The organism is Nocardia sp. NPDC058114 (genome assembly GCF_042884695.1).
Taxonomy (GTDB): domain Bacteria; phylum Actinomycetota; class Actinomycetes; order Mycobacteriales; family Mycobacteriaceae; genus Nocardia.
On record NZ_JBHVTK010000002.1, the window covers coordinates 754,547 to 780,229 of the forward strand.

Here is a 25,683-nt window from a genome sequence, read left to right on the forward strand (position 1 = left end):
CATTGTGGAGGTATGCGATACCACGGTCGATCGACGACCGCTGGGCAGCGAATGTGCTGGAACGTGCGTACACGGGCCACCTCCTACTCCAGGAAGGGCGGCGCCCCGGCGGGCGCCACCGGACATATCCACTGTCCTCCGAAAAGACCGTCCACACAATGCGACGGCCGTCGTCACCACGTTCGAAATCAGGCAATATTCGACAGCGCGAAGGTATTGACATCGAGCAGATCCGGAGAAGACTGGATATACACCGGAATACCGGAATGAGCCGCACTGCCGACGAAGACGTTCGCCGACGGTAGTGACGACATTTCAGGATCTGGCTAAGCCCCCGGCAAGCCAATCGAATACCGGAGTTGTCAGCGACGACTGAGCTCATGGTTTCGATGGAGACTACCGGGGACTGTTCTGTTTACGGCCGAAATTCTCGGCAGTGCAACGAATTCGAACGACGGAGCCGCGCATGGCGGGGAGGCCCCGCCTAGGCGAGGGTGATGTCGACGGGCACCGCGGTGCGCACTGTGTGCCCCACCGGCGAGCTGGACAGCACCTTCGTGTGCAGGTCCTCGAGCTGCTCTCGGGAGGCGTCCGAATCGATCGACACTGTCGCGGTGATGGACTCGAAGCCCGCGTGTCCCTGGGCGAGCCCGAGGAAAACGTGCAGGTCGAGGTCGCCCTTCACGTCGATGCGCAGATCGTCGATGCGGATGCCGGCGATCGTGGCGTTGGCCGCGTAGCCGACCGCGAGGCAGTTGCCCAGGGCCGCGAGCAGTTGTTCGACGGGGTTGGGGGCGGTGTCGGCGCCGCCGAGCGCCGACGGCTCGTCCGACGGGATCGGCGCGAACTTGCGGACGCGCGCCTCCGAGGCGAACCCACCTTTCCACCCGACATGCGCCGCCCAGGTGGTCTACCCCTTGGCCGGATCGGCTCGAACAGCCGCCACGAGACCACCGACGGCGTCGATATCCACGTTGTTGAGTCGGGTACTGGCTTCGACGGTCATGAGAGTCTCCTTGCGGCAGCGAGCGGGAATACTCGAACCACCACAGGGTCCTCGCCGCAGCCGCACTCCCAACAGGGTTTGCCGCACGATGAATCCAGCGCCGGACCGGTCAGTACTCGCCCTTGATGACGAAGTAGGAACCGCGAATGGTGCCTGCGAGCTTCGACTTCTGCCGGGCGAACTTGAACGAGTCGAGCTCGGCGGGTACTTCCATTCCGTCGCTGAGCTTGAACCCGACCGCCCGCTTCTTCGCATCGTCGATCGAGTACATCACGTTGATCGACAGGCCGCTTTCGTAGAAGACATAGGCCATACGAATGTTCTCGACCTGGAAAGCGGTAGCTTCGAGCGGGCGCGAGGCGATGACGATGTCACGTTCTTCGGCGAGTATCCGGCTCACCCGGTCGACAGCCGATGTCGCCTCGCTCGCGGGCTCCACGGTGAAGACATGATCGTATTTGTTCTTGAAATACCTGGCCTCGTTCGCCCGCAATCCCGCGAGCGCGTCGGCGACCGGCGACGACTCCAATCCCCGGGTCGAAACGGTCTCGAAATCCACGATGTAAGCCACGGCGAACTCCTCAGCGGGTATGTCCAGCACGTCGGAAGATGCTCTCGAGCTATAGGCGATCTTAGGCCGCCCCCACCTCGACGTCGGCAGGTTGCGAGCTCGATCCGCAGGCTGTGGGCGACGCCGTCGACCAGCATGTCAAGTCAATGACTGGGTTTTCCGGGGTTACCTATGCTCGCGGGTATGGAGATCATTCCGGAGTGGCCGCGGTGACCCGCGTGGCCAAGCGGGCGGTGGCACGTGAGGCGATCCTCGACGCGACCGTGGCGACCCTGGAGGAATACGGGTATGCGGGAACTTCCGCTCGCGCGGTCGCCCGGAGGGCCGGCGTGAGCCAGGGCGCGCTGCAGCATCATTTTCCGACCAAGACCGCGCTGGTGGAAGCCGCGCTGATCCAACTCGCGATGAGGTTGTTCGAGCAAGCTCAGCAGCGTTCGCGCGCACTTCCCGATGCCGAGCCGCAGCGACGCGAGGAAGTACTCGACATGCTGTGGGAGATCCATAATCTCCCGATCGCCCACGTCATCACCGAATTGCTGCTCGCCGCACGCACCGATGCCGACCTGCGCCGGCACATCACCGCGGGCGTCGACACCGCGCACGCGCTGACCATCGCGATGGCCGAGCAGGCGCTGCCCGGGCTGGCCACCCGACCGGACTTCGCCGACTGGATCCTGACCTGCGTCGCGACGATGAGGGGCCTGGTCGTCATGGCGCCGTTGCCGCTCGCATCGGCCGGTGTCGTCGACTGGCCGCGGGCGCGGGCACTGCTGCTCAACGCGATCTGAACCGAGCCCGGCGTTCACGGGTAGGGCAGCGCCTGGCCGTCACGGCGCGCCAGCAGGACCGACATCGCCGACAACTCGCCGCTCTGCTCGTTGGCCATCTGCCCGGCGATTTGGATCACCGGCAGTGCCGAGGCATGGAGCGCGGCGTAGTTGGCCATCTCGATACCGCCCCGGTGATGACGAATCATCAACTGCAGCAAGCGAACCTCGGCGGCGTGCGGATCCGGCAGCCGGCGCAGATCGTCGACTTCGGCCCAGGTCGCCATCCCCGGCATCAGCGCCTGCGCGCCGTGCTGGTGACCTGCTCCCATCCACGCCATCGGCACCGCGGCGGCCTGCGGCTGGTCGAGCAGGTGCAGCCAGCCCCGCAGGACGCCGATCTCGTTCAGTTGAGTGGTGCGGATCTGACCGCACAGCGCGGTGACGGACGGATCGACACCGGCGGCCAACGCGTCACACAGCACGATCGCCTGTTCGTGGTGCACGGCCATGTCCTGGGCGAAACCGATCTCTGTCGGCGTGAGCACCGGAGCCGCACGCGGCTCCGGTCGTGGCGACCACAGCGCACCTACGCCGACACCGATGAGCACCGAAAGGACAACGGCGACAGCGGATACCGATACTCGCGTCATCGCGGCGGATACACGGAGTCGTCGAGGTCGAGCACCATGAACCCGTTGTCCATGCAACTGACCCACAACTGCGAACCGTGGAAATCCGGGGGCGAGAAGCACCAGTCCGCCGACAGATCGGCGCCGATGAGTTTCGCCCGGTCACTGCTGAGGTCGCCGGCGGAGATGGCGCCTTCGAGCAGCGCACGACCGACGGCGATGGTTCCGGTCAGGGGTGGCGCCATCAGGATCGGGTTGGTGTCGGCGTGCAGGGAATTGACCAACTGCTGCTTCTTGTCCACCTGGCCGGGCGGGTTGTAGTAGGCGATCTCCCGGACATCGCGCAGATCCCGAATGTCGAAAACCCTGATGCCGGACTGGATCCAGCCGCACGCGAGCGCGGTGGGATCCTCGGCCCGATCCACCGAACAGTAGTGCGCGTCGTAGCCGAACAGGCCCTCTCCCTGCGCCGACTGCGCCCATCTGCCCGCGTTCTCGGGGAGGTTGATCTCGAGCTTGATCGTGTCGATCAGCCGGATATCTCGCTCGTCGGCGATGTCCAAGATCTTGACCCCGCCCGAGCCCGCCTCGTCGACGGTCAGCAGGAATGGGGCGCCGCCCTTGGTGATCGGAATCGTGTGCTGGGTGAATTGCCCGTCGAGCCAGAACCGCTGGGAGATGTGCGGTACCACGGGATTCGGGTCGCGGCGTTGCACGGCACTGATGTCGAGCACCGTGATGCCCGCCAGCGTCGACACATACATCCGATTCCCGTCGGGGCTGACGCCGAACCCGTGATTGGACAGGCCCGTCGTCCCGGTCCAGATCACGCGCGGATTGCCCGGATCGCTGATATCGATCGCGTGCAACAGACCGGGCGGCAAAGTGCCTGCCGCCCAATAGGTTCGACCGTCGGGGGAGAATCCACCCTCGTGCGTGGTGATCGGCAGCGGCATCGTCAGCTGCGACCCCGGACCGCTGTTGAGCAGTCGCGGGTGCGCGCAGTCCTCGGAGAGGTCGTAGATCGAGAAATAGCCGATGCCGTACCCGATCCCGACACCGGTCGCGGCCAGCAATCCGCGTTCGTGGTTCACCTTCAACGATTCCCACGTGCCGCCCTGCATCGCCGGCTCGGTCAGGGTGGCCGACAATCGCGGATTCGCCGGATCGGTAACGTCGAGCACTTGCACCCCGGGACGGTCGGAGAGAAACCCCATGGGCCAGTTGGACCCGGTGTAGGAGCAGTGCTCGTAGGTCGGGCTGACGATGCCCGCGCCCTGCCCCTGATACTGACCGGCCAACGTCAGATTGCAGCGATACCCCTGCCGGCTGCGACCGCTGTTGCGGTCGGCCAACGGAACCTCGCCCTGCACACCGGTTTCCGGCAGCGAACCCTGCCCACACTGCGCGCGGGTGACGGCGGTCCGCTCGATCTCCATGAACTCCGCGATCGGATCAGCGGACGCCGGGCTCGGCAGGCCCCCTGTCGCCAGCACCACCAGCGCGACAACCCCACACCTGACCAGCCCTGCGCATCTCACGTCCCGAGGCTACGACGCGTCCGCGTCGCCACGGATCGAAACGGCCGAAATTCCAAGTCACCGACTTGGTTCCTGCCTACCCTCGGGTCGTCGACGTCGAGCGCGACCGCCTCGCCGGCCACATCGACACCATGCGCCAGGGCCCTACGCCGACTCGACGAACTCATCACGGCCGACGATCACCTCCGCGAACAGGCCGTCGGCACCCGAGGGACGGAGCGACTCACCCACCACCGGCACAACCCATCGCGCCCCCTGACAGGCCAGGGTGCGACGCGCGAGTTTCGCTGCGTCAGTGCGAGTAGTCGCGGAAGGTCATGACACCGCCGACCAGGACTACCACCGCCGTGAGGATGTAGACGGTGACGCGAAACCAGGTCGGCCCGTAGTAACTGACCGCCATCGACGCGCCCAACGCTGCGAGAATCAGCACCACCCCGTAGAAGGGTGTGCGTTGCTCCCTGTCAACCATTCCTCCAGTGTCCGCCGACTGTGCCGCGGGTGCCAATGCCGATCTTGCCGATCACGGTTGCCGTACCGTCGCGATACTTGTTTATACGTATACTTCTACGTATAGTCACAAGCGTTGTCCGGCAGCACCGCCGGGTCCGCACGCTCGATCGGAACGAACATGACCGCCTCGCAGATCACCCGCCCCGGAATGCTGCCCACCAGCAACTACGCACCGTGGGTCGGCTCTGCGTCGCACGTCGACCCCATCCGTGTGCTGCGATTCCTGCGCGGCGACCACGCCCTCGCTCAGCTGATCCGGTTCGCCCTGGTCGGCGGTGCCAGCAACATCGCCTATGTGCTGTTGTTCATGGCCATGCACGACAGCGGCCCACTGGTCGCCAATGTCGCCGGGTCGATGGTGAGCACCGTGATCGCCAACGAATTGCACCGCCAGCTCACCTTCCGGGCGGGAAGCAGGGTCGGCGGATTCACCGCGCAGTGGGAGGGCGGCGGGCTGGCGCTGCTCGGCCTCGGCATCAGCACGGCGGCGCTGGCCGGCCTGGATTTCCTGGCGCCGGATCTCGGGGAGGTCGCGCAGGCGGGTGCGGTGATCGCCGTCATGGCCGCGGTCGGCGGTCTGCGGTTCCTGGTTCTGCGCAGTCTCGTCTTCGGAAACTAGGCGAGAGATGCGCCGAATCATTATCAGTGGCACCGTTTCCCTTATCGTGCCAGGACGAATTCTATTGGGCAGCAGGCGTTTACGCGTCGATCGCACAATCGATACCCCCACATAATTTCGCCCTGTCAGAAATGTCTGATGAATGACGGGCCCTGCAGACCGGGCGGGACAGTTCTGCTGACCGGGCTGCCCAGTTCGGGAAAATCCACCATCGCAGCCGCCACCCGGCAGCGGGTGGCGGCCGCCGGGCATCGGGTCGAGGTACTCGACGGCGACGACGTGCGCGGGCGGCTGTGGCCCGAACTCGGCCTCTCCCCCGACGACCGCACACAGAATCTCGGCCGGATCACCACTCTCGCGCTGATGCTGGCCGGGCACGGCGTGCTCGTTCTCGTGGCAGCCATCGCGCCGTACGCCGCCGATCGCGCGCTGATGCGGGTGCGCCACGACGACGCCGGCCTCGACTTCGCCGAAGTCCACGTCGCGACAGCGCTTTCCACCTGCACACAACGCGACGTCAAGGGCCTGTACGGGCGCCGATCCAGAGGCGAGCTCACCCAGCTCACCGGGGTCGACGCGGCCTACGAGGAACCGCTGTCGCCCGCTCTGCGGATAGACACCACCGCCGAGCCGGTCGCCGAATCCGCCGATCACGTCCTCGATCTCCTGATCCGCCGGGGCCTGATCACCGCTGTGCTGCCGAGCCCACGCCCGTGAGGCAGACGACGGCGAACCGTCTCGTGCCCGCGCCGATCTTCATCCTGTCCGCGCCCCGATCCGGGTCGACCCTGCTGCGGTCGGTCCTCGACAGCCATGCACGCATCCACGCCCCACACGAACTCCACCTGAACCTGCTGACCGTCCAGGAACTGGAGTGGGCCGCCGACGACATCACCGAGCGCTACGCGAGTATCTCGCTGGACGCGCTCGGCCTGACTATCCGGGAACTCGAACATCTCCTCTGGGACCGCCTGCTGCACCACGAGCTGGAACGCAGCGGGAAGGACCGGATGGTCAACAAGACGACGAGCAGCGTGCTGACCTGGCGACGGATCGCCGCGTGCTGGCCCGACGCCCGCTACGTGTTCCTGTTGCGCCACCCGGTCCAGATCGCCGACTCGCTGGGCCGCGCGTGGGCGGATCGCCGTGAGATCGACCCGGTGCGGCGGACGCTGGAGTTCGTCGCGGCGATGAACGAGGCCAGGGCGACGCTGGACGGCCACGAGATCCGCTACGAGGACCTGACCCACCGCCCCGAGGAAACCGTGCGCGGCCTGTGCCGGTTCCTCGACGTCGAGTGGCAGCCCTCGATGCTGGACTACGGCCGTTTCGACCACGGCAGCTACATTCGCGGCATCGGCGACTGGAGCGACACCATCCGCTCCGGCGCCATCCAGCCTGCCCGGCCACTGCCCGCCGACGAGACGATCCCGGACGCGCTGAGGACGGCGTGCCGAGAATGGGGCTACCCGGCTCGCGCGGAGCAGGACCACCGAGATGCCGCGCTGAGCTAGCGACTCAGATCCCGGAACCGCTTCACTGCCAGCGGGAAGAACACCGCGATCAAACCGAGCGGCCATGCCACCGCCAGCATTTCGGCGTGTGCCCCGGCCCAGGAGTCGCCGACCGCACCCGGATTGCCCAGTAGACCGCGCACCGCCGTGGCCGTCGCCGACATCGGGTTCCACTCGACGACCGCACCCAGCCAGGACGGCATCGACTCGGGCGAGGCGATGGCATTGGAGAGGAAGCTGATCGGCCAGACCAGGATCTGCACCGCCTGCACCAGCTCGGGCTTGCCCGCGACCATCGCCAGGTAGATGCCGATCCACAACATCGCGAAGCGGAACAGCAACAACAGCCCTACCGCCGCCAGGAACGAGGCGGCACCATCGTGCCAGCGCCAGCCGATCGCGTACCCGACCGCGATCATCACGATCAGCCCGACCGCCGACTGCAGCATGTCGGCGACGCTGCGACCCACCAGGACCGCGGCCGAGTTCATCGGCATCGAGCGGAATCGATCGATGACCCCCTTGCCGAGGTCCTGGGTCACCGCGAGCATGGTCGCCTCGAGACCGAAGGCCATTGTCATGGTGAGGATTCCGGGGACCAGATAATCCTTGAAGTCACCGTCGATGCCGCGCCCGCCGCCGATCAGGTAGCTGAACATCAGCAACAGCATCACTGGGAACACCAGCCCGACGACCACCTGGACGGGCTGACGGGCCCAGTGCGCCAGCTCGCGCCTGGTCATCGTCCAGGAATCGGTGAGCGCCGTGCTCAGGGTCCGGTTCGTCGAATATGTCGCGCTCACGCCGCGTCCTCCTTGGTCAGCTGCATGAAGACTTCGTCGAGTGTCGGCCGTCTGATCGCGATGTCCTCGGCTTCGATGCCGTTGGTCTCCAGCGCCCGGACCGTCTCGGTGAGCGCCGCCATCCGGTCGCCGACCGCGGCACTGACCATCCGCCGGTCCTCGTCCACCACCGCCTCGCCGGGGATGAGCGCGGCCGCGAGGGCCAGTTGGGTGGAGTCGTGCAGGACTACGTCGATGCGGTCGCCGCCGGTCTTGGATTTCAGCTGGTCGGCGGTGCCCGCCGCGATGACCTTGCCGTGGTCGATCACCGAGATCTGGTCGGCCAATTGATCGGCCTCCTCCAGGTATTGCGTGGTCAGCAGCACGGTGGTGCCACCGTCGACCAGGGAGCGCACCGAACTCCACACCTCGGCGCGACCGCGGGGATCGAGCCCGGTCGTGGGTTCGTCCAGGAACAGCACCTGCGGTGCGGAGATGAGCGACGCCGCGAGGTCGAGCCGCCGGCGCATACCGCCGCTGTACTGCTTGACCGCTTTCTTGCCGGTGTCCGCGAGACCGAATCGCGCGAGGAGTTCGTCGGCCCTGACACCCGCGCGCCGCGCGCCCAGGTGGTAGAGACGCCCGAACATCTCCAGGTTCTGCCGACCGCTGAGTTCCTCGTCGACAGCCGCGCTCTGGCCGAGCAGGCCGATGCGTGAACGCACCTCGTCGGCTCGCGTGCGCACATCGATGCCCGCCACCTCGACCCGCCCTTCCTCCGGCCGGAGCAACGTGGACATGATGCGCACGGCCGTGGTCTTTCCCGCGCCGTTCGGGCCGAGTACCGCGTGCACGGTACCGGCCCGAACAGCGAGATCGAGTCCGTCGAGGGCCTGCTTCGCCCCGTACTTCTTGCGCAGGCCTTCGACGACGATCGCGAGATCGTGGTCAGTCAAAACACCCTCCATCACCAGTGATCAAATTTGACTAGATGGCCAAGGTACCGGGGCCGGTTCGGTTAGTCAAACTTGAATACTGCTATTTTGATCGCACTCGCTCGGAAGGGAGACGTCCATGTCAGCGATCCGGTTGCTGGTCCTCGGCGCGGTCCGTCAGCACGGCCGAGCGCACGGTTATCAGGTGCGCAACGACCTGGAATTCTGGGGCGCGCACGAATGGTCCAACGCCAAGCCCGGCTCGATCTACCACGCGCTCAAGCAGATGGCCAAGCAGGGACTGCTCCTCGCGCACGAGGTCGCCCCGAGCACCGCCGGCGGTCCGCCCCGCGTCGAGTACGAGGTCACCGACAAGGGCACCGAGGAGTTCCTCACACTGCTCCGCGAGGCTCTGACCTCGTACGACCAGCAGATGGACATGATCTCGGCCGCCATCGGTTTCATCGTCGACCTACCGCGCGCCGAGGCGGTCGCGCTCCTGAAGCAACGAATGATCGGCCTCGAGCAGTGGCGTGCCTCGGTCACCGAGTACTACACGCCGGAGCAGGGTCCGGGGCAGCTCGGACACATCGGCGAGATCATGAACATGTGGGTGCACTCCGCCGACAGCGAAGCAGCCTGGACGCACGGCCTGATCGACCGCATCGAAGGCGGCGCGTACACCTTCGCCGACGAGGGCGAACCTTTCGTGGGCATCCTCGCCGAGGACGAGCCGAACCCGTTCGGCACCGGCCCGCACCCCGACGACCTCCGCTGACCGGGGTTTCACCAGATCAGGGGCGAACCAGGACTTCGCTGGGCCGCTCGGCCGGGGCGGACGGTTGCCGTTCGATCAAGCCCAGTGCGACGCCGGCGACGATGACCGCGCCGCCCGCCACCTGGGCGAGCCGGAACGGTTCGCCGTTGATGATCACGGCGCTGAGCACGCCGAAGACCGGGACCAGGTTGAGGATGTTCACCGCGACGCTCGGCGCCATCCTGCGCAGGCCGTAGTTGTAGAGCAGGAACCCGCCGACCGAGCACGCCACGGCCAGGTAGACGAGCAGCGACGACGTGGTCACGTCGGGCATGCGCCAGCTGTCGGCTTCCAGGAGCGCGATCAGGAGAAATCCGCCCGCCCCCGCCATGGTCTGGTAGTAGGTGACGGTCAGGGCGCCGTGTCCGGCACTCGCCCGCTTGCCGAGCACGTTGTAGCCCGCCCAGGCCAGTCCGCCGAGCAGCAGGATGATGTCGCCCAGCCACCGTGCGCTGCCGCCGATCCGGGCACCGTCGTGGACCACGAGAACGGCGCCGGCGGTGGCCAGCAGCACGCCCGTCACCCGCAGCAACGGCAGCCGGACGCGCAGGACGGCCAGCTCCAGCAGCATCGTCATCAGCGGGTACGTCGCCACGATGAGAGCCGCGTCGGAGGCTGTGGACAGATCCACGCCGACGTTCTCGAGGACGAAATAGACGGTGATGCCGAGCAATCCGCACAGGTAGAGCAGGCGCCGCTGCCCGGCATCCGGCCGGTCGCCGCGGTGGCGGTCCAGTCGCACCATCGCGGCGAGCAGCAACCCCGCCATGGTGAATCGGACGGCCCCGATACTGAGCGGGCCGAGGTCGGCCAACAGCACTTTCGTCACCGCGTAGGAACTGCTCCACAACAGTGCGGCCGTCACCACCGCGCCCACCGCCCCCACGCTCGGCCTTCGTCCACGCACCGGAAGGCACCTCTTTCCGAAGTCTCGCAGCCGAACGAAAATCAGCTGACTGGCGAGACGCTAGCAACATAGTCAGCAGCTATGCGTACACTCCGAACTAGATTCGGAAATTGATGGAGAGAGGCGAGCGTGGACGAACTAGATTCGGCGTTGGTACGGATGCTCCAACAGGATGGTCGGCGCACCAATCGCGACATGGCCCAAGCGCTCGACATCGCCCCCTCGACCTGTCTGGAGCGGATCAGATCGCTGCGCGAACGCGGCATCCTGACGGGGTTCCACGCGGAGGCCGACCTCGCGGCGATCGGGCGCGGGTTGCAGGCCGTGATCGCCGTGCGCGTCCACCCGCCGACCCGCGCGGTGATCGAGGGCTTCCAGGCGTTCCTGGAGCAGATGCCCGAGGTGATCTCGCTGTTCGTGCTCACCGGCAACGACGATTTCCTCGTGCACGTGGCCGTCCGCGACACCGACCATCTGCACGGGGTGGTCCTGGACAAGCTGACGACGCGTCCGGAACTCGCCAACGTCCGCACCTCGGTGGTCTACGGGCACCAGCGCAAGAAGGTGATCAGCCCGACGTGAGCGGTGCCGCGGTCACGGCGCGGACGTGTTCCTCGCGCACGCCCGGTGCGCATTCGCGCAGGATCAGACCCGTCGGCTCGACGTCGATGACAGCCAAGTCGGTGATGATCCGATGCACGACGCCCGCCCCGGTGAGCGGCAAGGTACAGGTCGGCACGATTTTCGGGGTACCCGCCTTGTCGGTGTGCGTCATCACCACGATCACGCGACGGGCGCCGTGGACCAGGTCCATCGCCCCGCCCATCCCTTTGACCATCCGACCCGGCACCATCCAGTTGGCGAGGTCGCCCGCGGCCGAGACCTGCATGCCGCCGAGGACCGCGGTGTCGATGTGGCCACCACGGATCATGCCGAAACTGAGCGACGAATCGAAGAACGAGGCGCCGTCGGCGACGGTGACGGTTTCCTTGCCCGCGTTGATCAGGTCGGCGTCGACGTCGTCGTCGCGGGGGTAGGGACCGGTGCCGAGGATCCCGTTCTCCGAATGCAGCGTCACCGCCACACCCGCGGGCAGGAAATTGGGGATCAGGGTCGGCAGCCCGATACCGAGGTTGACGTACTCGCCGGACCGTAGTTCCCGCGCGGCGCGGGCGGCCATCTCGGTGCGCGTCCAGCCGAGCGCCACCGTCGATGCGGTCATGACACGGTCCGCCTTTCGATGAGTTTGGTCTGCGGCCCCGTGTGCACGATCCGGTCGACGAACACGCCGGGCAGATGCACCTGCGCCGGATCGAGGGAACCGGCGGGCACCAGCGTCTCGACCTGGGCGATACACACCGTGCCCGCCATCGCGGCGAGCGGGTTGAAATTGCGGGCGGCCTTGTTGAACACCAGATTTCCGTCGGTGTCGCCGATCAGGGCGTGCACGAGCGCGTAGTCGGCGGTGATGGATTCCTCGAGCACGAACCGGCGACCATGGAAGGTGCGGACCTCTTTGGCGGGCGAGGCGATCGCGACGGACCCGTCGGACCGGTACCGCCACGGCAATCCCCCGTCGGATACCGGCGTCCCGACACCCGCCGCGGTGAAGAAGGCCGGAATCCCGGTCCCGCCCGCGCGCAGTTTCTCGGCGAGGGTGCCCTGCGGTGTCAGTTCGACTTCCAGTTCACCGGACAGATACTGGCGCGCGAACTCGGCGTTCTCCCCGACATAGGACGCGGTGATCCGACGGATACGCTTCTGCGCCAGCAAGATCCCCAGCCCATGACTGTCGGTGCCGCAGTTGTTCGAGAAGATCTCCAGCTCGTCGGCCGCGCCCGCCGCCAGTGCGGCGACGAGTGCGTCGGGAATGCCGCACACCCCGAAACCGCCGACGGCGAGCGAGGATCCGGACCCGATATCGGCGACCGCCGTGGCGGCCGTGGCGAACACGGTTGTCATCGGGCGAGCTCCCCGGTGAGGTCGAGGAGTTCGTCGAGCAGTTCCTGGGCGCGCGGCCACGGACCGTAGCCCGCCGCCGGATTCAGATGGCCGACGTCGCCGAGGTCGACCAGCCTGCTCCCCCACACCTCGGCCATGCCCGCGACGCGACGCGTCGTGGCCAAGGGGTCGGTGCTGCTCGCGGCCACGATGCTCGGGAACGGCAACTGCCGCCGCGGGATCGGTGTCCAGCCGTTGGCCGCCAGTTCCTCGGCGGTCGGATAGCCCGGTGGCAGCGGGGTTTCGAAGTCGGGCGGTGTCGCGAGCAGCGCGCCGCGCACCGGCCGGTCGGACTGCTGAGCCCAGTGGACGGTGATCATCACGCCCGCGCTGTGCGCGACCAGGACGACCGGGCCGTCGATCTCGGCGAGCACCGCCTCGAGTGCGGCGACCCGCGCGGCCAGGCTCAGCCCGTCGCGCTCGAGCGGCGGCACGATCGCCACCTTGTCGAGGGTGTCGGCGAGCAGCGTCTGCCAGTGGCCGGCGACATGGTCGCGCAGACCGGGCACGATCACGACGGTGGGTTCGGGGAGGGAATTCATGTGTGCGGTAATCCTTTTCGACGGGATCAGTGCGGAGCCGACGCATGGACGGAGGCGAGCTTGCGCAGACCGATCGGGTACATCCGGCGGCCGAGGAGCAGGGCGGCGATGGCGAGCACCGACACGACCGGGGTGATGCGCAGCGCGTCCCGCAGCCCGAGATGATCGGCGAGCACGCCGACGACGAACGGGCCGAGCGCCAGTCCGAGCAGACTGTTGGCGAGGGTGAGGGTGCCGAACGCCGAAGCGCGAACCGAAGGGTGGGTGAGGTTGGCGACCATGGCGACGGTGGGACCGGCCGAGCCGCCGGCGAAGAACGCGCCGATGCCGAGCAGAATCAGTTGCGGAGCACCGGTACTCAGGCTGAATCCGATGCCGAGGGTCACGAGCGAGGTCAGGCAGAACACGATCGCGGTGGTCCACTTGCGGGCCATCTCCGAACGCCCGACCCGGTCGGTGATCACCCCGCACACCACCATGCCGGTGCCGACGAGTGTCACGATCACGGCCGCCAGACCCGCGGCCCGGTCCGGGGCCAGCCCGTAGTAGCGGTTGAAGAAGCTGGGCATCCACGACAGCAGCACCGCGGCGGTGAACATCTGCAACCCGCTGCCCACATAGGCGCACAGCACCGCCGGATTGGTGAACAGCGTCGAAATCGGCGCCCGGAAGGCGACTTCGGGAGTGGGTTCGGCCGCGTGTTCGGCGTTGCGCTGCTCCTTGACCACCACCCAGAACGCCACGGCCAGCACGAGCCCGAACACCGCCATCGTCGCGAACGACCACCGCCACCCCAGGTGCACGGCGATCACACCGCCCGCGGCGACACCGAGCACCGATCCGAACGAACCACCGGCCATGAACGCGCCGCTCAGCGCGGCATGCCGCCGCGCGGCGAACACACTGAGCACCAGCGCGATGCCGACGCTGCCGTACGCGGCCTCCCCGACGCCGACGAAGAAACGCGCGGCCAGCATCTGCGGATAGTTGTCGGCCAGTGCGCACACCAGCGTCGCGATACTCCACACCACCGCCATCAGCACCAGGCTCTTGACCCGGCCCCATCGGTCGGCCAGCACCGACAGCGGCAGGGTGAGCAACCCGACCATCAGCGCGACCACGCTGCTCAGCGACGCCAACTGCGAATCCGACAGCGTCCATTCGGTTTTCAGGAACGGAAAGACCGCGCTCAGCACTTGTCGGGACATGTAGTCGGCCAGTAGCAGGCCGAAAGCCAGTGCGAACACCAGCCAGGGATAGTTGCGGCGAATGGTCGAGGAACGGCTCGGCGCCGGCGCGGGCTTCGCGGCGGTGGTGGTGAGGTCCATGGGTGCTCCTGCGAACCGGTGGACGTCGTCGCTGACGTCCACCGGGTTGTCGAGAAGGGGAAGGGTCAGGCGTGGTGGGTGAACCCGACCTGGCCCGGCTGGCGATTCGGGGCGAACCCGAGCTTGGCGAGCGTCTCGTCGGCGTCGGCGTAGTGCTCGTCGAGTTTGTAGATCTCGCGCGCTTCCTTGCCGGTGGCGACCTCACGGCCGAGTTCACCGGCGATCCGGACCAGCTGCTGGACCTGCTGGACCGAGGTCATCTTCTCGCCCTTGCGACCCCACAGGGTGTCCTCGTTGCCGCAGCGCGCGTGCAGACCCATGGCGATGGCCATCGTGTTCACCGGCAGCACGCTGCGCATCAGCGTCTCCAGGGTGAGCACGGCGCCGTCGGGGGTGCGGCGGATGAACTCCATCATGTTGTAGGGATTCGGGCCGTCGAAGCCGCCGCCGATGCCGACCCAGGTGAGCATGAGCGGGCCGGTGTAGACGCCGCGCCGGATCAGCCGCTCCACGGTCTCGAGCTGCGGGATGCTCGACAGCTGGAAGTGCGGCTGAATGCCGTTGGCCTGCAATCGCTTCAGGTGTTCGGCGACCCAGGTCGGACCCGCCGGGACGAACATCTCGCGATAGGCCTCGTACACCTCGGGCCGCTCGAAGGAGGTGCCCGCGATGTCGTCCTCGGTCATCAGCTCGACGATGTTCATCTGACTGGTGTTGATCGCGATGGTGACCTGATCGGGCTTGGGATCGAGCTCGGCCAGCATGTGCCGGGCATCGTCGGTGAGCCATTTCGCGTCGGCGCCTTCACCTTCGGGCGAGAACGAGATCGAGCCGCCCACCTGCAGGATCATGTCCGGCACGGCCTCGCGCAGGCGGCCGAGCAGCTCGTTGAACTTCGACAGGCGCTTGGAGCCCTTGCCATCGAGTTCACGCACATGGATGTGCAGCACGGTGGCGCCGGCTTCGTAGCAGTCCACGGCCGCCTGGACGTGCTCGTCCATGGTCAGCGGCAGGTCGTCGCGGAAGTCGTCGAGTTCCCATTCCGGGCCGTACGGTGCGACGGTGATGACCAGCTTTTCCTGGTTCTCCGGGAACAGTGCGTCGTCGTGAAAATGCATGGGGGTACTCCGATCGGAATTGCGGGGTTATCGAAAAAGGGAATGTCAGAAGGGACGGTCGCCGACGATCCCGGCACGTTCCATCTTGCGGACGGCGGGCCAGTAGTCCTGGACCGCGTAGTGCTGGGTGCACCGGTTGTCCCAGATCGCGAAGCTGTTCTCGGTCCAGCGCCAGCGCACCTGGTATTCGGGGATACTCGCCTGGCGCATCAGGTAATTGAGCAGTTCGCTCGCGCCCGGCGCGTAGTCGGCGCCGAATCGGATGTTCTCCGGCGTGTGGTAATTGACCAGATGCGTCGTGAAGGAATTGACGAACAGAATGTCCTCGCCGGTGTCCGGGTGAATGCGCACCACCGGATGTTCGGCATCGGGGAACCGCTCATGCAGGGCGAGCCGCTTCTCCTCGGTGAGCGCGGCGCCGAAACTCGCCTCGATACTGTGCCGGGCCCGCAGATGCGCGATCTGGGATTTCACCGACTGCGGCAGCCGCTTGTACGCCTCGACCATGTTCACCCAGATGGTGTCGCCGCCGACGGGCGGCGTTTCCACGCAGCGCAGCACGGCGCCCATCGGCGGATTGACCCGCCAGGTGGCATCGCAGTGGTAGGCGTTCTCGTAGTGCTCGGGCGCACTGTCGAGGTCCTTGTAGATGCGGACGAGACCAGGGTGGTCGGGATCGCTGCCGAGGGCCGGGTGGTCCTCGAGCGGGCCGAAACGTTCAGCGAGGGCGACGTGTTCGGCGCGGGTGATGTCCTGGTCGCGGACGAAGAGCACCTTGTGGCGTAGCAGCAGGGTGCGCAGTTCGGCGAACAGGGCGTCGTCGACGGCGGCCTCGGCGAGGCTCACCCCGTGCAGTTGCGCGCCGATGGTCGCGGTCAGCGGCACCGCGTGGATCGCGGTTCGAACGGTCATTGGCTTGTTCCTTTCCGGTGGGCGCGTCAGATCGCGAAGACCGACGCGCCGACGCTGCGGCCCGCTTCGAGGTCGCGATGGGCCTGGACGGCGTTCGGGAGTTCGTAGCGCTGGTTGATCTCGACCCGCAGGCGCCCCGCGGTGAGGTGGTCGTGCAGTTCACCGGCCAGTTCGGCGCGTTCGGCCGGGTCGGCGATGTAGTCCGCGAGCGCGGGCCGGGTGACGTACAGCGAGCCCTTCACGGCCAGCTGCATCGGCTCGATCGGCGGCACCGGACCCGAGGCGGTGCCGAAGCACACCAGCAGACCGCGCCGGGCGAGGGAGTCGATCGAGGACTGGTAGGTGGTCTTGCCGATGCTGTCGTAGACCACGGGAACGCCCGCGCCGTCGGTGATTTCACGGACCCGGGTCGCGACGTCCTCGCGGGTGTAGATCACCACGTGGTCGCAGCCGTTGGCGCGGGCGACCGCCGCCTTCTCCTCGCTGGAGACGGTGCCGATCACACTGACCCTGAGCAGTTTCGCCCACTGGGTGAACAGCTGACCGACCCCACCCGCCGCCGCGTGCAGGAGCACCGTGTCGCCGGCGCGCAGCGGATGGATGCGGCGCAACAGGTAGGCGGTGGTCAGGCCGCGCATCGTGGTCGCGGCCGCGGTGTCGAACGCGATGGCATCGGGCAGGGCGATCAGGTGCTCGGCGGGCATGATCCGTTCGGTGCTGTACGCGCCGAGCGGACTGCCGGTGTAGGTGACGCGGTCACCGGGCGCGAAATCGACGCCGGGGCCGACGGCTTCGACGACGCCCGCCCCCTCCACGCCGAGGCCCGCGGGCAACGCCGCCGGGTACAGACCGGTGCGGAAATACGTGTCGGCGAAGTTGAGACCGACCGCCTCGTGCCGGATCCGGACCTGGCCCGGCCCCGGCTCACCGACCTCGGTGGACTCCCACCGCATCACGTCGGGACCACCGGTTTCAGCGAATCGAATTGCGTGTGCCACTGCCATCTCCTCCTGTGTGATGCAGCTAACTGTAGGGTGGGTCACACCGAGATATTTGCCCTCACGGGACAGAAAACTGTTCATTTCGGGACAGCGAGGAGGTGTCGGATGAAGCCGTTGTCCAGGTACGCGTCACTGAACGACTACGTCGAACTGGCGCGCTCGCTCGGGCTCGAACCGGCCCGGCTGATCCGCGATTGCGGACTCGACCCGGCCGGTTTCGGCACGCAGGACCGCTGGATTCCGGCCGAAGCCGTCGCCGAGCTACTGGAACGCTCGGCCGCCGAATCCGGCCGCGAGGACTTCGGTGTGCGGTTGGCGCAGCTGCGCCGCTTCTCCAACCTCGGCCCGTTGAGCCTGGTCATCCGCGAGGAACCGGACGTGCGCAGCGCGCTGCGGTTGCTGTCGCGCCACGAGCACATGTACAACGAGGCGCTGCACACCGAGGTCATCGAGGCGAACGGCATGGCCACCATTCGGGTGAGCGTGGACGTCGGCCGAGCGGTGCCCGTGCGGCAGGCCGTCGAACTCACCACCGGGGTGCTGCACGGATTGCTCCGCGGTTTCGTCGGACCCACCTGGCGGCCGATGCAGGTGTGCTTCTCCCACCCCGCCCCGCGCGAGAGCACCACCTACCTCAAGATGTTCGGCCCGCATGTCGAGTTCGATCAGGATTTCGACGGAATCCTCACCTACAGCAGCGATCTCGACGCGGAGAACGCGATGGCCGACCCACTGCTGCACGCCTACACGCAGCAGTTGCTCGGCGCGATGGCGCCCTCGCGGGAGGCCACGGTCGCCGACCGGGTCCGCGAACTCGTCGAACTGCTGTTGCCGACGGGCCGGTGCACCGTCGAACAGGTGGCGCGCAGCCTCGGGGTCGACCGGCGCACGGTCCACCGCAAGCTCGCCCAGGACGGCACGACATTCACCTCGATGGTCGACGAGATCCGCGGGGCACTGGCCGAGCGGATGGTGGCCAACCGCCGCCACTCCCTCACCGAAGTAGGTGACCTGCTCGGCTTTTCGTCGGTGAGCAACTTCTCGCGGTGGTTCAGTGCCAGGTATGGAGTCAGCCCCCGGCAGTGGCGGCAACGTGAGTGAGCGCGCCATCACCGCAACTCAACGGTGAGTGGCCAGTTCGGCGATGGTCGTACGGACCCCGCGCACGGCGGGGACCGCGGCGAATTCGGCTGCTTCGTAATGGAAGTCGCGCAGGCGGGCGGTAGTGCGGGCAGGCATCGCGGCCCCGTGCGTCGCCAGTGCCTGCTCGATCTGTGTGGCGGCCTGCTCTGGTTCGCGGAGCATCAGTTGGAGTCTGGCCGAGAAGATCAGCGCCATCGCGGCCGGGATGAAGCTGTCGAGCCGCGGTGCTCGAATATGGGCCGAGGCGGTGCGAACCAGATCTGGACGGGTGACGGCAAGGTCCCGGTAGGTCGGACCGAGTAATTGGGACTGCCGGCCGGGGCCCGGCCAATCGCGGCGTGGGCCGAGCACCATGCTGAACGCGACGGCGGCGAGACTGGTATCGCCCGGGATCGGCTCACGTACCACCTCGTTCGCCTCTGCCCGACATTCGGCGGCGACGATGCTGGCCCGCAGGCAAGCGGCCCGGTCACCGAGGATGCCGTGCGCGCAGGCCTCGAGTTCGGCGAGGATCGACCGCAGATGTGGAGTCGCGGTGCGGCGCGCGATGTACTGCGCGAGCTGGACGATCTCCAGCCCCTCCGCAGGACAGCCGTTGTCGAGGCACTGCCAGGTTGTCTCAGCGAGGACGGCGCCGGTCAGCGCCGGGTCGCCGGCGGCGTGCGCCAGCCGCGCGGCGGTGACGAAGTAGCGCCGCGCGGCCCGGTTGTCCTCCACATCCCAGCTCATGGTGGCCGCGATATCGGCCAGTTCGGCACCGATGAGCAGCGCAGGCGCATTCGAGGTTCCCGGCGAAAGGCGTCGTAACCGAGGAATGTTCATCGCCAACCAAGCGGTCACCGGCGCTCGCGCCGGTGACTCGTCGTCCCACTGTCTGGCGCGGGCCCACCGCGCCAGCTCCTCGGCCGCGTCGACTTCCTCGGGCGCGAACCCGTCGCGCGAACGGGTCGGCGGCGGCTGCCGCAACAATTGCCTGAACTGCGCGGGCAGGTCCGCGTCGGGCAACAACGACAGCAGCGGCGCCAACTGGGCGGGCAGGTCTCGCGCGACGCCGACCGATTCGACGGCGAGCCGGTCGTGCAAGTCCCACAGTGACGTGTGCAGCACGGACTCGTACGCGGCGACATGCTCGGCTCGCACCATCCGCACGCCGGTTTCGAGCTGGCCCAGGTACGGCTTCGAATAGTTCGTCCGCGCGGCCATCGCCTGCAGGCTCAGTCCCGCCGCCGTGCGCGCGGCCCGCAGCGCGCGCCCGACCTCGGTCATGAGGTCGGCCTCGCGGCATGAGTCGGGTCGATCATCGTTGGAAGCGTACGTCGCCGTGCTGGTCCGCGTGCGGGGTCTGCAACTGTCTGCAGAAGGGGCGTGGCCGAGCTCCTCCTGCCCTGGACGGACCTAACGTCCACGATCGTGAGCACAACCCTGCTCGCCGTGCGGATCTACCAGCTCGAAATCTCTATCAGCTCGAACAACGGAGCGTGGCCATGTCCACCAGCACCATCCAGCCCGACAACGACACCGGAAGGCTCGAAGGCGCCTCGCGCGCACGAATTTTCACGGTGCTAGCGGTGATCGTTCTCTTCTCCGAGATCGCACCCATGCAGTACACGATCGTCGCGGCAGCGCTACAGAAGATCGCCCCGAGTTTCCCCGGCGTCGGCGCCAACATCAACTGGGCCATCATCGTTTTCGGATTGATCGGCGCGGCCGCGTCTCCGTTGATCGGCAAGATGAGTGATGTCTGGGGCAAGAAGCGGATGTTCCTCATCTGCGGCGCCCTGTTCGTGATCGGCTGCGTACTCGACGCGACCACCTCGAACTGGGGTGTGTTCTTGTTCGGTCGCTGCCTGCAAGCCACCGCCATCGCGACCGCGGTGATCGCCTACGGCCTCATCCGGGACCTGATGCCGCGCAAGATGGTTCCGCTCGCGCTGGGTCTCACCGCGACCGGCTTCGGCGTCGCCTCCATCGCGGGCCCGCTGCTGGGCGGCTACCTCGTCGACAACCACAGCTGGCGTGCCATCTTCTGGGTACTGGGGGCATTCACTGTGGTGATGCTGCCGCTGGTGTGGTTCATCGTGCCCGAGTCCAAGCTCCGCGTGACCGAGCGCATCGACATCGTCGGCGCCGCGCTGCTCGCCGGTGGTGCCGCGCTCACCCTGATCTACGTCGACAAAGGCCACGACTGGGGATGGTCGAAGCCGACCACGCTGGCCTGGCTGATCGCGGGCCTCGTGCTGCTCGTGCTGTTCGTCCTCGTCGAAAAGCGGGCCACCACACCGATCATGGACATGCAGCTGCTCTTCCATCCGCGCGTGGCGCTGGTCCTCGCCGGTGCGCTCTTCGCGTCCCTGCAGATCGGCATCGTGTCCTACGCCATCGCCTACATGTCCCAGACCCCGCCGGAGTCGACCGTCGTCGACGGTGTTGCGCAGGGCACCCTGGCCCAGATCCAGCAGCTGACGGGTCAGGCGCTGCCGATCGAGGCCGTGCAGGTAACCCTCGATCCCGGCTATACCTACGGCAGTGGATACACCCTGCTCGAGTTCGCCGTCCGGATCGCGCTGCTCGGTTCGGTGGTCACGATGATCTTCGGCGCGGTCGCGGGCCTGCTGGCCAGGCGGGTCGGTGCCCGGCTGCCGCTCGTCGCGGCACTGGTCATCTTCGCCGCAGCGGCCGTAGCGTTCGCGGTCCTGCCGCTGACCGCCACCAACTTCCTGATCGTGAACTCGATCTTCAGCATCGGCTTCGGTATGTACTACGCCTGTATGCCGATCCTGCTGGTGGAGGCGGTTCCGCAGGAACAGCAGGGCGTCAGCATGGGCATGCTCGGCGTGATGCAGTCCATGGGTGTCGCGATCGGTCTCGCGATCGTCACTGCCTTCCTGCACAGCAACGGCATGAGTGCCCTGGTGAGCGTCGGCGGACAGGCTCAACCGGCCACCCCGCTGCCCGACCTGTTCGGTGATCGTGGCTACCAACTGGGCTTCTGGGTCTGCGCGGCGGCCTCGGCCGTCGCCCTCACCCTCGCCCTGGTGATGAAGCACGGCCGCACCCCGGCCACGGGCGGCACCGCCCACTGATCCGGGTTCGACCAGCCGGTGGTGTCTCCCGCCGGCTGGTCACCTCGTGGGCCAGCCGCCGTTGCGGTCGCTCATGTCCGGCTCGTCGTCGTCACCGACCAGGTGCTGGATGCCGAGCTTCTCGGCGAACAGGTGGCGCTGGGTGATCCAGCCGAGGATCGACAGACCCACCCAGGCCAGGGTGGCGGTGACCTGCTGCCAGCCGGGCTCGGGGTCGCGCAGGAACGACAGCGAGTCGCTGAACAGCGCGACACCGCTGCAGATCATGCTCGCGCCGCCGATCGAGGTCAACCACAGCAGTGCGCGGGCCCGGAACTTCTGTGCCAGGAACGCGCCTGACACGCCCACCGCGAGCGCGACGATCATGCTCAGGGCGACGTTCTTGTCGCCGGGCTGCAACACGGTCGCCAGTTTGGTGCCGATCATCACGCCGGTCAGACCGCCGATGAAATAGGAGGCGAAACGGAACACCAGCGAGGTGACCACCCAGACCGACACCGCGCCGATCAGCGCGGCCAGCAACAGCCACCAGAAGCTCGCGTTGAACAGGTCCGCGATCAGCCAGCCGAGACCGAACCCGATCGCGAGCAAGCCCAGGTGGACCGAGCGAATCCCGTAGAAGCACAACAGCGCTCCGACGAGCGCGACCAGAATGCCGTTCATCTGCGTTCCTTTCGGCAGGCGAGCATGTTCATGAGCCGGACAGTGCCGCGGCCGCGGCGGCGACGGTGGGATAGATCGGGACCGGGACGTCACCGTGCTCGGCCGAGCCGAGGGCGTCACCGAACTGGGCGACCGGTCGCGCGATCGCGAACCCGATGCGCCGGGCGGCCAGCGTGTCACGCAGGGCGAGCAGCATCGCCGCGGCGGTCACGTCGACCGAGGGCGAGGTCTCGGCGTCGAGGACGACCATCCGGGTGCGGTCGGTGCACAGCCCTTCGATCTGGTCCTTCACATAACCGGAGTTGGCGAAGAACAGCCCCGACTCGACCCGGACGACCAGCAGATCGGGGCGCGTCGCCGCGTCCGGGTGCCGGACGGCGGCGACCCACAACGACCCTTCCTTACCGAGCTCGGCCACATGCGGTTGCGAGGCCCGGTACACCAGCAGCAGCATCGACACGCCGATACCGATGAGCAGGCCGGGCAGCGTATCGAAGATCAGCACGCCCAGCATCGCGGCCATCGCGGCCAGGAAGTCGGCACGTGCCGCCTTGCCGTAGATGCTGGCGAGCATGTGGGTCCAGACCCGGTAGAGGCGGCGCAGGGCGGCGATGTCGACCAGCTCGATGACGGCCGCGATCACGACCGCCGCCAAGGTGGCCTCCGGCAGTTTCTCGAACAACCCGGTCAGGAACAGCAGCGTGACGACGGTGAGCCCGGCCACGACAAGCCCGCTGAGCTGGGTCTTCGCCCCGGCGCCACCGTTGACCGCCGTCTTCGACAAGCTGCCGTTGACGACCATCCCCGAACTCAGCCCCGAGCCGAGATTGGCGGCGCCGAGGCCGAGCAGCTCCCGATTCGCGTCGATGGGGTAACCCGCCTTGGCCGCATAGGTTTTCGCGGCGCCGAGGCCCTCGGCGAAGCCGATCAGCAATACCCCCACGGCGGGTCCGAGCAGATCGAGGTAGTCACCGAACGACACTCCCGACGGCAGGCCGAGCGTGGGCAGTCCCGAGTCGATATGACCGACAATCGAGACACCCTTGTCGTCGAGTCCGAACAAGGTCACGACGACGATGCCGAACCCCACCGCTACCAACGCGCCGGGAACGAACGGCAGCCAGCGGCGCAGTGCGAGCACCAGCGCGAGGCTGATCAAGCCGACCGTCACGGTGCGCCACTGGGCATGGCCCAGCTCGGTGATGATGCCCCACGCCTGCCGGAAGAAGTTGCCGTCGTGTTTGTCGACGCCGAGCAACTTGGGCACCTGCCCGATGATGATGACCAGGGCGAGTCCGACGATGAAGCCCTTGAGCACCGGTTCGGAGATGAACGCGGCGATGAAGCCGAGCCGGATGAGACCGGCGAGCAGACCGACGAGGCCGGTCGCGATGGCGAGGGCGGCCGTCAACGCGATGTAGCGGCCGTTGTCGGCACCCGCGAGCGGGGCGATGATCGCCGCCGACAGTGCCGCGGTCGCCGACATCGGCCCGACCACCAGGTGCCGCGAACTGCCTGCCAGCGCGTAGAGCACCAGCGACGGCACCGCCGCGTACAGGCCGACCACCGGCGGCACCCCGGCGATCGACGCGTAGGCCAGCGCTTCGGGCACGAGCACCGCCCACACCGTGAGACCAGCGATCACATCCGGCCGCAGCCACGCCCGCCGATACCCCTGCAGTGACTCGAACACCGGTATCGACACCGCTACAGCCCGCCGATGCCCTTGCCGACGACCACAGCGCCCATGATCAACAGCACGATCGCCATCACCGCATGGTTGTTGAGCTGCAACCACTCCCGCAGGCTGTCGAGCATCGGACCGAGCTTGTCGGCCGCGAGCATGTATCCCACGACCACGGCCAGCACGGTGACCGAGGCGAGCAGGGTGAACACCACGATCGCGACCAGGTCGCCCCCCGCGCTCAGACCGCCTGCCCCGATCGCGACACCCGCCGACACACACAGCAGCAGATTCTTCGGATTGACGCCCGACAGCAGCGCTCCCAGCCCCAGCGCCTTCACCGGTGTGAGCGTGTCGATCGCCTTCATCCAGCCGGGCACCTCGGTCTGCGACCGTTCCTGCCACTGGATCACCGCCAGGACCACCAGCGCGACGCCGAGAATGATCTTCACGATCGAGGCGCCGGTCGACGGTTCGCTGTCCGTGCCGCCCAGTGTCCCGGCGAGCATGGTCATCACGCCGGTCACGACGAGGATGCCGGCCACCCACCCCACGGCGAAGCCCTTCGCGGCACCGCCCGCGTTCTTCGACAGGATCATCAGAATGGCGGCGATGATCGGGATCGGCGAGACCGCCACACCCACCGCCAGTGGCAGGAGACCGCCGATTACTGAGCCCATGCCACGACGCTAAGCGGGCCGATCCCGGCGCGCCTCACACTTTCCGGGTGAACTGCGCGCTCGCTGTTTCATCCGAATCGGGTGAAGCGGCCCAGCACTCGCCGGGGGCACGATCTGCCCATGGGATCACCAGCAACGCTCGGACCGGTCGAATTCCTTGTGCTCACCTTTCCCGGCACCGAGATCGACGAATCCGTGTCCGCGGCACTGGCCGAGATCGTCGCGAAAGGCACGGTCACGCTGCTCGATCTGATCGTGCTGTCCATGGACGACGCGGGCGCCATCACCGAACGCGAGATCGACGACGACATCTCCGCGGTGGGTCTGACGGGTCTGACGGCGGCCGACATCGACCTCGTCAGCGACGACGACCTCGACGTAGTCCGGGCGTCGATGGAACCGGGAACGACCGCCGTCGTCATCGTTTTCGAGGAAACGTGGGCGCTGCGCCTGGCAGGCGCGGTGCGCGCGGCCGACGGTGAGGTCGCGCTGCACGTGCAAGTACCGCGCGATGCCGTCGACGCCGCGCTCGCCCTCGCCTAGGAAGGAATCGATATGCCACTTCGCCGGGGTCGCGTCGGGCGACCGGGACTGATCGGCACCATCGCCAGAACCGCGGTCGTCGCGGGTACCGCGACCGCCACCTCGAACGCGGTGAACCGGCGCGGCGCGCAGCGGGCCGCCGAACAACAGGCCTACGCCCAACAGCAGGCACCGCCTCCGCCGCCGCAGCAACAGGCTCCCCCGCCGCCCGCCGCGCCGAGCGCGGGCAACGACACCGTCGCCCAGCTCGGCAAATTGGCCGAGCTGCATTCCGCGGGCGCACTGTCGGACGCCGAATTCGCCGCCGCGAAAGCCAAACTGCTCAGCTGAGTTTCCGGCGAACGCCGCCCCCGGCCACGGTGCCGGGGGCGGCGGGTCGTG

At 67.4% G+C, this 25,683-nt stretch carries 28 protein-coding genes and 1 pseudogene; 10 read left to right on the plus strand and 19 right to left on the minus strand.

All coding sequences use genetic code 11. The annotated features are described in order from the left end of the window. Positions 1 to 484: 484 nt before the first annotated feature. Both ACFVVI_RS12045 and ACFVVI_RS12050 read right to left on the minus strand, forming a co-directional pair. A pseudogene (locus ACFVVI_RS12045) lies at positions 485 to 1,006 on the minus strand (OsmC family protein). Positions 1,007 to 1,115: 109 nt separating this feature from the next. Beyond that, positions 1,116 to 1,577, minus strand: coding sequence for a phage tail protein (locus tag ACFVVI_RS12050; RefSeq protein ID WP_387445282.1), 462 nt, complete (start codon positions 1,575 to 1,577; stop codon positions 1,116 to 1,118). 200 nt (positions 1,578 to 1,777) lie between these two features. On the opposite strand from ACFVVI_RS12050, the gene ACFVVI_RS12055 reads away from it, so the two are divergent. Beyond that, positions 1,778 to 2,365: a TetR/AcrR family transcriptional regulator gene (locus tag ACFVVI_RS12055; protein ID WP_387445283.1), complete on the plus strand. Its 588-nt coding sequence runs from the start codon at positions 1,778 to 1,780 to the stop codon at positions 2,363 to 2,365. Positions 2,366 to 2,379: 14 nt separating this feature from the next. Here ACFVVI_RS12055 and ACFVVI_RS12060 read toward each other — a convergent pair whose 3' ends face one another. The 3 genes from ACFVVI_RS12060 to ACFVVI_RS12070 all read right to left on the minus strand — a co-directional run bounded on the left by ACFVVI_RS12060 (position 2,380) and on the right by ACFVVI_RS12070 (position 4,989). Next, positions 2,380 to 2,997 (minus strand): DUF305 domain-containing protein, encoded by a 618-nt coding sequence (locus ACFVVI_RS12060; protein ID WP_387445285.1) that lies wholly within the window; start codon positions 2,995 to 2,997, stop codon positions 2,380 to 2,382. Further along, on the minus strand, positions 2,994 to 4,517 hold the full coding sequence (locus tag ACFVVI_RS12065) for an LVIVD repeat-containing protein (protein WP_387445286.1): 1,524 nt from the start codon (positions 4,515 to 4,517) through the stop codon (positions 2,994 to 2,996). The genes ACFVVI_RS12060 and ACFVVI_RS12065 overlap by 4 nt, the downstream gene beginning before the upstream one ends. Before the next feature lie 292 nt (positions 4,518 to 4,809). Beyond that, complete coding sequence (locus ACFVVI_RS12070; RefSeq protein ID WP_358068566.1) at positions 4,810 to 4,989, minus strand: hypothetical protein; 180 nt, start codon at positions 4,987 to 4,989, stop codon at positions 4,810 to 4,812. A 159-nt stretch (positions 4,990 to 5,148) separates the two neighbouring features. Here ACFVVI_RS12070 and ACFVVI_RS12075 point away from each other — a divergent pair, with 159 nt between their 5' ends. The 3 genes from ACFVVI_RS12075 to ACFVVI_RS12085 all read left to right on the plus strand — a co-directional run bounded on the left by ACFVVI_RS12075 (position 5,149) and on the right by ACFVVI_RS12085 (position 7,163). Then, entirely contained in the window at positions 5,149 to 5,649 is a 501-nt protein-coding gene (locus ACFVVI_RS12075) for a GtrA family protein (protein ID WP_387445288.1), read from the plus strand. A 138-nt stretch (positions 5,650 to 5,787) separates the two neighbouring features. Continuing rightward, positions 5,788 to 6,366 carry an adenylyl-sulfate kinase gene (gene cysC, locus ACFVVI_RS12080; RefSeq protein ID WP_387445290.1) on the plus strand — a complete coding sequence of 193 codons (579 nt, stop codon included), beginning with the start codon at positions 5,788 to 5,790 and terminating at the stop codon, positions 6,364 to 6,366. Then, entirely contained in the window at positions 6,363 to 7,163 is an 801-nt protein-coding gene (locus ACFVVI_RS12085; RefSeq protein WP_387445292.1) for a sulfotransferase family protein, read from the plus strand. The genes cysC and ACFVVI_RS12085 overlap by 4 nt, the downstream gene beginning before the upstream one ends. Here ACFVVI_RS12085 and ACFVVI_RS12090 read toward each other — a convergent pair. Then, positions 7,160 to 7,966 carry an ABC transporter permease gene (locus ACFVVI_RS12090; RefSeq protein ID WP_387445293.1) on the minus strand — a complete coding sequence of 269 codons (807 nt, stop codon included), beginning with the start codon at positions 7,964 to 7,966 and terminating at the stop codon, positions 7,160 to 7,162. The genes ACFVVI_RS12085 and ACFVVI_RS12090 overlap by 4 nt on opposite strands. Next, a complete protein-coding gene (locus ACFVVI_RS12095) occupies positions 7,963 to 8,901 on the minus strand; it encodes an ATP-binding cassette domain-containing protein (protein ID WP_387445294.1) in 939 nt (312 codons plus the stop codon). The genes ACFVVI_RS12090 and ACFVVI_RS12095 overlap by 4 nt, the downstream gene beginning before the upstream one ends. Before the next feature lie 118 nt (positions 8,902 to 9,019). Here ACFVVI_RS12095 and ACFVVI_RS12100 point away from each other — a divergent pair, with 118 nt between their 5' ends. Continuing rightward, positions 9,020 to 9,658 (plus strand): PadR family transcriptional regulator, encoded by a 639-nt coding sequence (locus ACFVVI_RS12100; RefSeq protein WP_379312540.1) that lies wholly within the window; start codon positions 9,020 to 9,022, stop codon positions 9,656 to 9,658. A 16-nt stretch (positions 9,659 to 9,674) separates the two neighbouring features. Here ACFVVI_RS12100 and ACFVVI_RS12105 read toward each other — a convergent pair whose 3' ends face one another. Then, positions 9,675 to 10,604, minus strand: coding sequence for a DMT family transporter (locus ACFVVI_RS12105; protein WP_387445295.1), 930 nt, complete (start codon positions 10,602 to 10,604; stop codon positions 9,675 to 9,677). Positions 10,605 to 10,733: 129 nt separating this feature from the next. Here ACFVVI_RS12105 and ACFVVI_RS12110 point away from each other — a divergent pair, with 129 nt between their 5' ends. Further along, positions 10,734 to 11,186 (plus strand): Lrp/AsnC family transcriptional regulator, encoded by a 453-nt coding sequence (locus tag ACFVVI_RS12110; RefSeq protein ID WP_378994618.1) that lies wholly within the window; start codon positions 10,734 to 10,736, stop codon positions 11,184 to 11,186. Here ACFVVI_RS12110 and ACFVVI_RS12115 read toward each other — a convergent pair. The 7 genes from ACFVVI_RS12115 to ACFVVI_RS12145 form a co-directional block, all read right to left on the minus strand. Continuing rightward, positions 11,173 to 11,826: a CoA transferase subunit B gene (locus ACFVVI_RS12115; protein ID WP_387445297.1), complete on the minus strand. Its 654-nt coding sequence runs from the start codon at positions 11,824 to 11,826 to the stop codon at positions 11,173 to 11,175. The genes ACFVVI_RS12110 and ACFVVI_RS12115 overlap by 14 nt on opposite strands. Further along, the gene (locus ACFVVI_RS12120; protein ID WP_378994624.1) at positions 11,823 to 12,566 is read right to left on the minus strand and encodes a CoA transferase subunit A; all 744 of its coding nucleotides are present in this window, start codon (positions 12,564 to 12,566) and stop codon (positions 11,823 to 11,825) included. The genes ACFVVI_RS12115 and ACFVVI_RS12120 overlap by 4 nt, the downstream gene beginning before the upstream one ends. After that, on the minus strand, positions 12,563 to 13,147 hold the full coding sequence (locus ACFVVI_RS12125; protein ID WP_387445299.1) for an RBBP9/YdeN family alpha/beta hydrolase: 585 nt from the start codon (positions 13,145 to 13,147) through the stop codon (positions 12,563 to 12,565). The genes ACFVVI_RS12120 and ACFVVI_RS12125 overlap by 4 nt, the downstream gene beginning before the upstream one ends. A gap of 26 nt (positions 13,148 to 13,173) precedes the next feature. Beyond that, positions 13,174 to 14,475 (minus strand): MFS transporter, encoded by a 1,302-nt coding sequence (locus ACFVVI_RS12130; RefSeq protein WP_387445300.1) that lies wholly within the window; start codon positions 14,473 to 14,475, stop codon positions 13,174 to 13,176. A gap of 65 nt (positions 14,476 to 14,540) precedes the next feature. Next, positions 14,541 to 15,593 carry a 3-keto-5-aminohexanoate cleavage protein gene (locus ACFVVI_RS12135; RefSeq protein WP_387445301.1) on the minus strand — a complete coding sequence of 351 codons (1,053 nt, stop codon included), beginning with the start codon at positions 15,591 to 15,593 and terminating at the stop codon, positions 14,541 to 14,543. A gap of 45 nt (positions 15,594 to 15,638) precedes the next feature. Further along, positions 15,639 to 16,505 carry a TauD/TfdA dioxygenase family protein gene (locus tag ACFVVI_RS12140; protein WP_387445302.1) on the minus strand — a complete coding sequence of 289 codons (867 nt, stop codon included), beginning with the start codon at positions 16,503 to 16,505 and terminating at the stop codon, positions 15,639 to 15,641. Between the two features lie 26 nt (positions 16,506 to 16,531). After that, positions 16,532 to 17,503 (minus strand): quinone oxidoreductase family protein, encoded by a 972-nt coding sequence (locus ACFVVI_RS12145; protein ID WP_378994639.1) that lies wholly within the window; start codon positions 17,501 to 17,503, stop codon positions 16,532 to 16,534. A 108-nt stretch (positions 17,504 to 17,611) separates the two neighbouring features. Here ACFVVI_RS12145 and ACFVVI_RS12150 point away from each other — a divergent pair, with 108 nt between their 5' ends. Next, the gene (locus ACFVVI_RS12150; RefSeq protein WP_387445303.1) at positions 17,612 to 18,607 is read left to right on the plus strand and encodes an AraC family transcriptional regulator; all 996 of its coding nucleotides are present in this window, start codon (positions 17,612 to 17,614) and stop codon (positions 18,605 to 18,607) included. Between the two features lie 18 nt (positions 18,608 to 18,625). Here ACFVVI_RS12150 and ACFVVI_RS12155 read toward each other — a convergent pair whose 3' ends face one another. Then, complete coding sequence (locus tag ACFVVI_RS12155) at positions 18,626 to 19,915, minus strand: helix-turn-helix domain-containing protein (RefSeq protein ID WP_387445304.1); 1,290 nt, start codon at positions 19,913 to 19,915, stop codon at positions 18,626 to 18,628. A 218-nt stretch (positions 19,916 to 20,133) separates the two neighbouring features. On the opposite strand from ACFVVI_RS12155, the gene ACFVVI_RS12160 reads away from it, so the two are divergent. Further along, positions 20,134 to 21,732 carry an MFS transporter gene (locus ACFVVI_RS12160; protein ID WP_387445305.1) on the plus strand — a complete coding sequence of 533 codons (1,599 nt, stop codon included), beginning with the start codon at positions 20,134 to 20,136 and terminating at the stop codon, positions 21,730 to 21,732. A gap of 39 nt (positions 21,733 to 21,771) precedes the next feature. Here the strand turns inward: ACFVVI_RS12160 and ACFVVI_RS12165 are convergent, their stop codons facing one another. The 3 genes from ACFVVI_RS12165 to ACFVVI_RS12175 are packed head-to-tail and all read right to left on the minus strand — an operon-like array spanning position 21,772 to position 24,759. Next, positions 21,772 to 22,395, minus strand: coding sequence for a DUF4203 domain-containing protein (locus ACFVVI_RS12165; RefSeq protein ID WP_378994651.1), 624 nt, complete (start codon positions 22,393 to 22,395; stop codon positions 21,772 to 21,774). A 28-nt stretch (positions 22,396 to 22,423) separates the two neighbouring features. Further along, positions 22,424 to 24,088 carry a SulP family inorganic anion transporter gene (locus ACFVVI_RS12170; protein WP_387445307.1) on the minus strand — a complete coding sequence of 555 codons (1,665 nt, stop codon included), beginning with the start codon at positions 24,086 to 24,088 and terminating at the stop codon, positions 22,424 to 22,426. A gap of 14 nt (positions 24,089 to 24,102) precedes the next feature. After that, positions 24,103 to 24,759, minus strand: a complete 657-nt coding sequence (locus ACFVVI_RS12175; RefSeq protein WP_378994656.1) for a GAP family protein — start codon at positions 24,757 to 24,759, stop codon at positions 24,103 to 24,105. Between the two features lie 120 nt (positions 24,760 to 24,879). Between ACFVVI_RS12175 and ACFVVI_RS12180 the strand changes: the two genes are divergently transcribed. Further along, positions 24,880 to 25,302, plus strand: coding sequence for a DUF6325 family protein (locus ACFVVI_RS12180; RefSeq protein ID WP_378994659.1), 423 nt, complete (start codon positions 24,880 to 24,882; stop codon positions 25,300 to 25,302). Between the two features lie 12 nt (positions 25,303 to 25,314). After that, positions 25,315 to 25,632, plus strand: coding sequence for an SHOCT domain-containing protein (locus ACFVVI_RS12185; protein WP_387445308.1), 318 nt, complete (start codon positions 25,315 to 25,317; stop codon positions 25,630 to 25,632). Positions 25,633 to 25,683 lie beyond the last annotated feature (51 nt).

What these genes read in the sequence shown, in the direction of transcription:
- ACFVVI_RS12060 (WP_387445285.1), bottom strand. Translation starts at nt 2,997, where the DNA reads ATGACGCGAGTATCGGTATCCGCTGTCGCCGTTGTCCTTTCGGTGCTC.
- ACFVVI_RS12070 (WP_358068566.1), bottom strand. Translation starts at nt 4,989, where the DNA reads ATGGTTGACAGGGAGCAACGCACACCCTTCTACGGGGTGGTGCTGATT.
- ACFVVI_RS12075 (WP_387445288.1), top strand. Translation starts at nt 5,149, where the DNA reads ATGACCGCCTCGCAGATCACCCGCCCCGGAATGCTGCCCACCAGCAAC.
- cysC (WP_387445290.1), top strand. Translation starts at nt 5,788, where the DNA reads ATGAATGACGGGCCCTGCAGACCGGGCGGGACAGTTCTGCTGACCGGG.
- ACFVVI_RS12100 (WP_379312540.1), top strand. Translation starts at nt 9,020, where the DNA reads ATGTCAGCGATCCGGTTGCTGGTCCTCGGCGCGGTCCGTCAGCACGGC.
- ACFVVI_RS12115 (WP_387445297.1), bottom strand. Translation starts at nt 11,826, where the DNA reads ATGACCGCATCGACGGTGGCGCTCGGCTGGACGCGCACCGAGATGGCC.
- ACFVVI_RS12120 (WP_378994624.1), bottom strand. Translation starts at nt 12,566, where the DNA reads ATGACAACCGTGTTCGCCACGGCCGCCACGGCGGTCGCCGATATCGGG.
- ACFVVI_RS12125 (WP_387445299.1), bottom strand. Translation starts at nt 13,147, where the DNA reads ATGAATTCCCTCCCCGAACCCACCGTCGTGATCGTGCCCGGTCTGCGC.
- ACFVVI_RS12130 (WP_387445300.1), bottom strand. Translation starts at nt 14,475, where the DNA reads ATGGACCTCACCACCACCGCCGCGAAGCCCGCGCCGGCGCCGAGCCGT.
- ACFVVI_RS12135 (WP_387445301.1), bottom strand. Translation starts at nt 15,593, where the DNA reads ATGCATTTTCACGACGACGCACTGTTCCCGGAGAACCAGGAAAAGCTG.
- ACFVVI_RS12140 (WP_387445302.1), bottom strand. Translation starts at nt 16,505, where the DNA reads ATGACCGTTCGAACCGCGATCCACGCGGTGCCGCTGACCGCGACCATC.
- ACFVVI_RS12150 (WP_387445303.1), top strand. Translation starts at nt 17,612, where the DNA reads ATGAAGCCGTTGTCCAGGTACGCGTCACTGAACGACTACGTCGAACTG.
- ACFVVI_RS12155 (WP_387445304.1), bottom strand. Translation starts at nt 19,915, where the DNA reads ATGACCGAGGTCGGGCGCGCGCTGCGGGCCGCGCGCACGGCGGCGGGA.
- ACFVVI_RS12160 (WP_387445305.1), top strand. Translation starts at nt 20,134, where the DNA reads ATGTCCACCAGCACCATCCAGCCCGACAACGACACCGGAAGGCTCGAA.
- ACFVVI_RS12165 (WP_378994651.1), bottom strand. Translation starts at nt 22,395, where the DNA reads ATGAACGGCATTCTGGTCGCGCTCGTCGGAGCGCTGTTGTGCTTCTAC.
- ACFVVI_RS12175 (WP_378994656.1), bottom strand. Translation starts at nt 24,759, where the DNA reads ATGGGCTCAGTAATCGGCGGTCTCCTGCCACTGGCGGTGGGTGTGGCG.
- ACFVVI_RS12180 (WP_378994659.1), top strand. Translation starts at nt 24,880, where the DNA reads ATGGGATCACCAGCAACGCTCGGACCGGTCGAATTCCTTGTGCTCACC.
- ACFVVI_RS12185 (WP_387445308.1), top strand. Translation starts at nt 25,315, where the DNA reads ATGCCACTTCGCCGGGGTCGCGTCGGGCGACCGGGACTGATCGGCACC.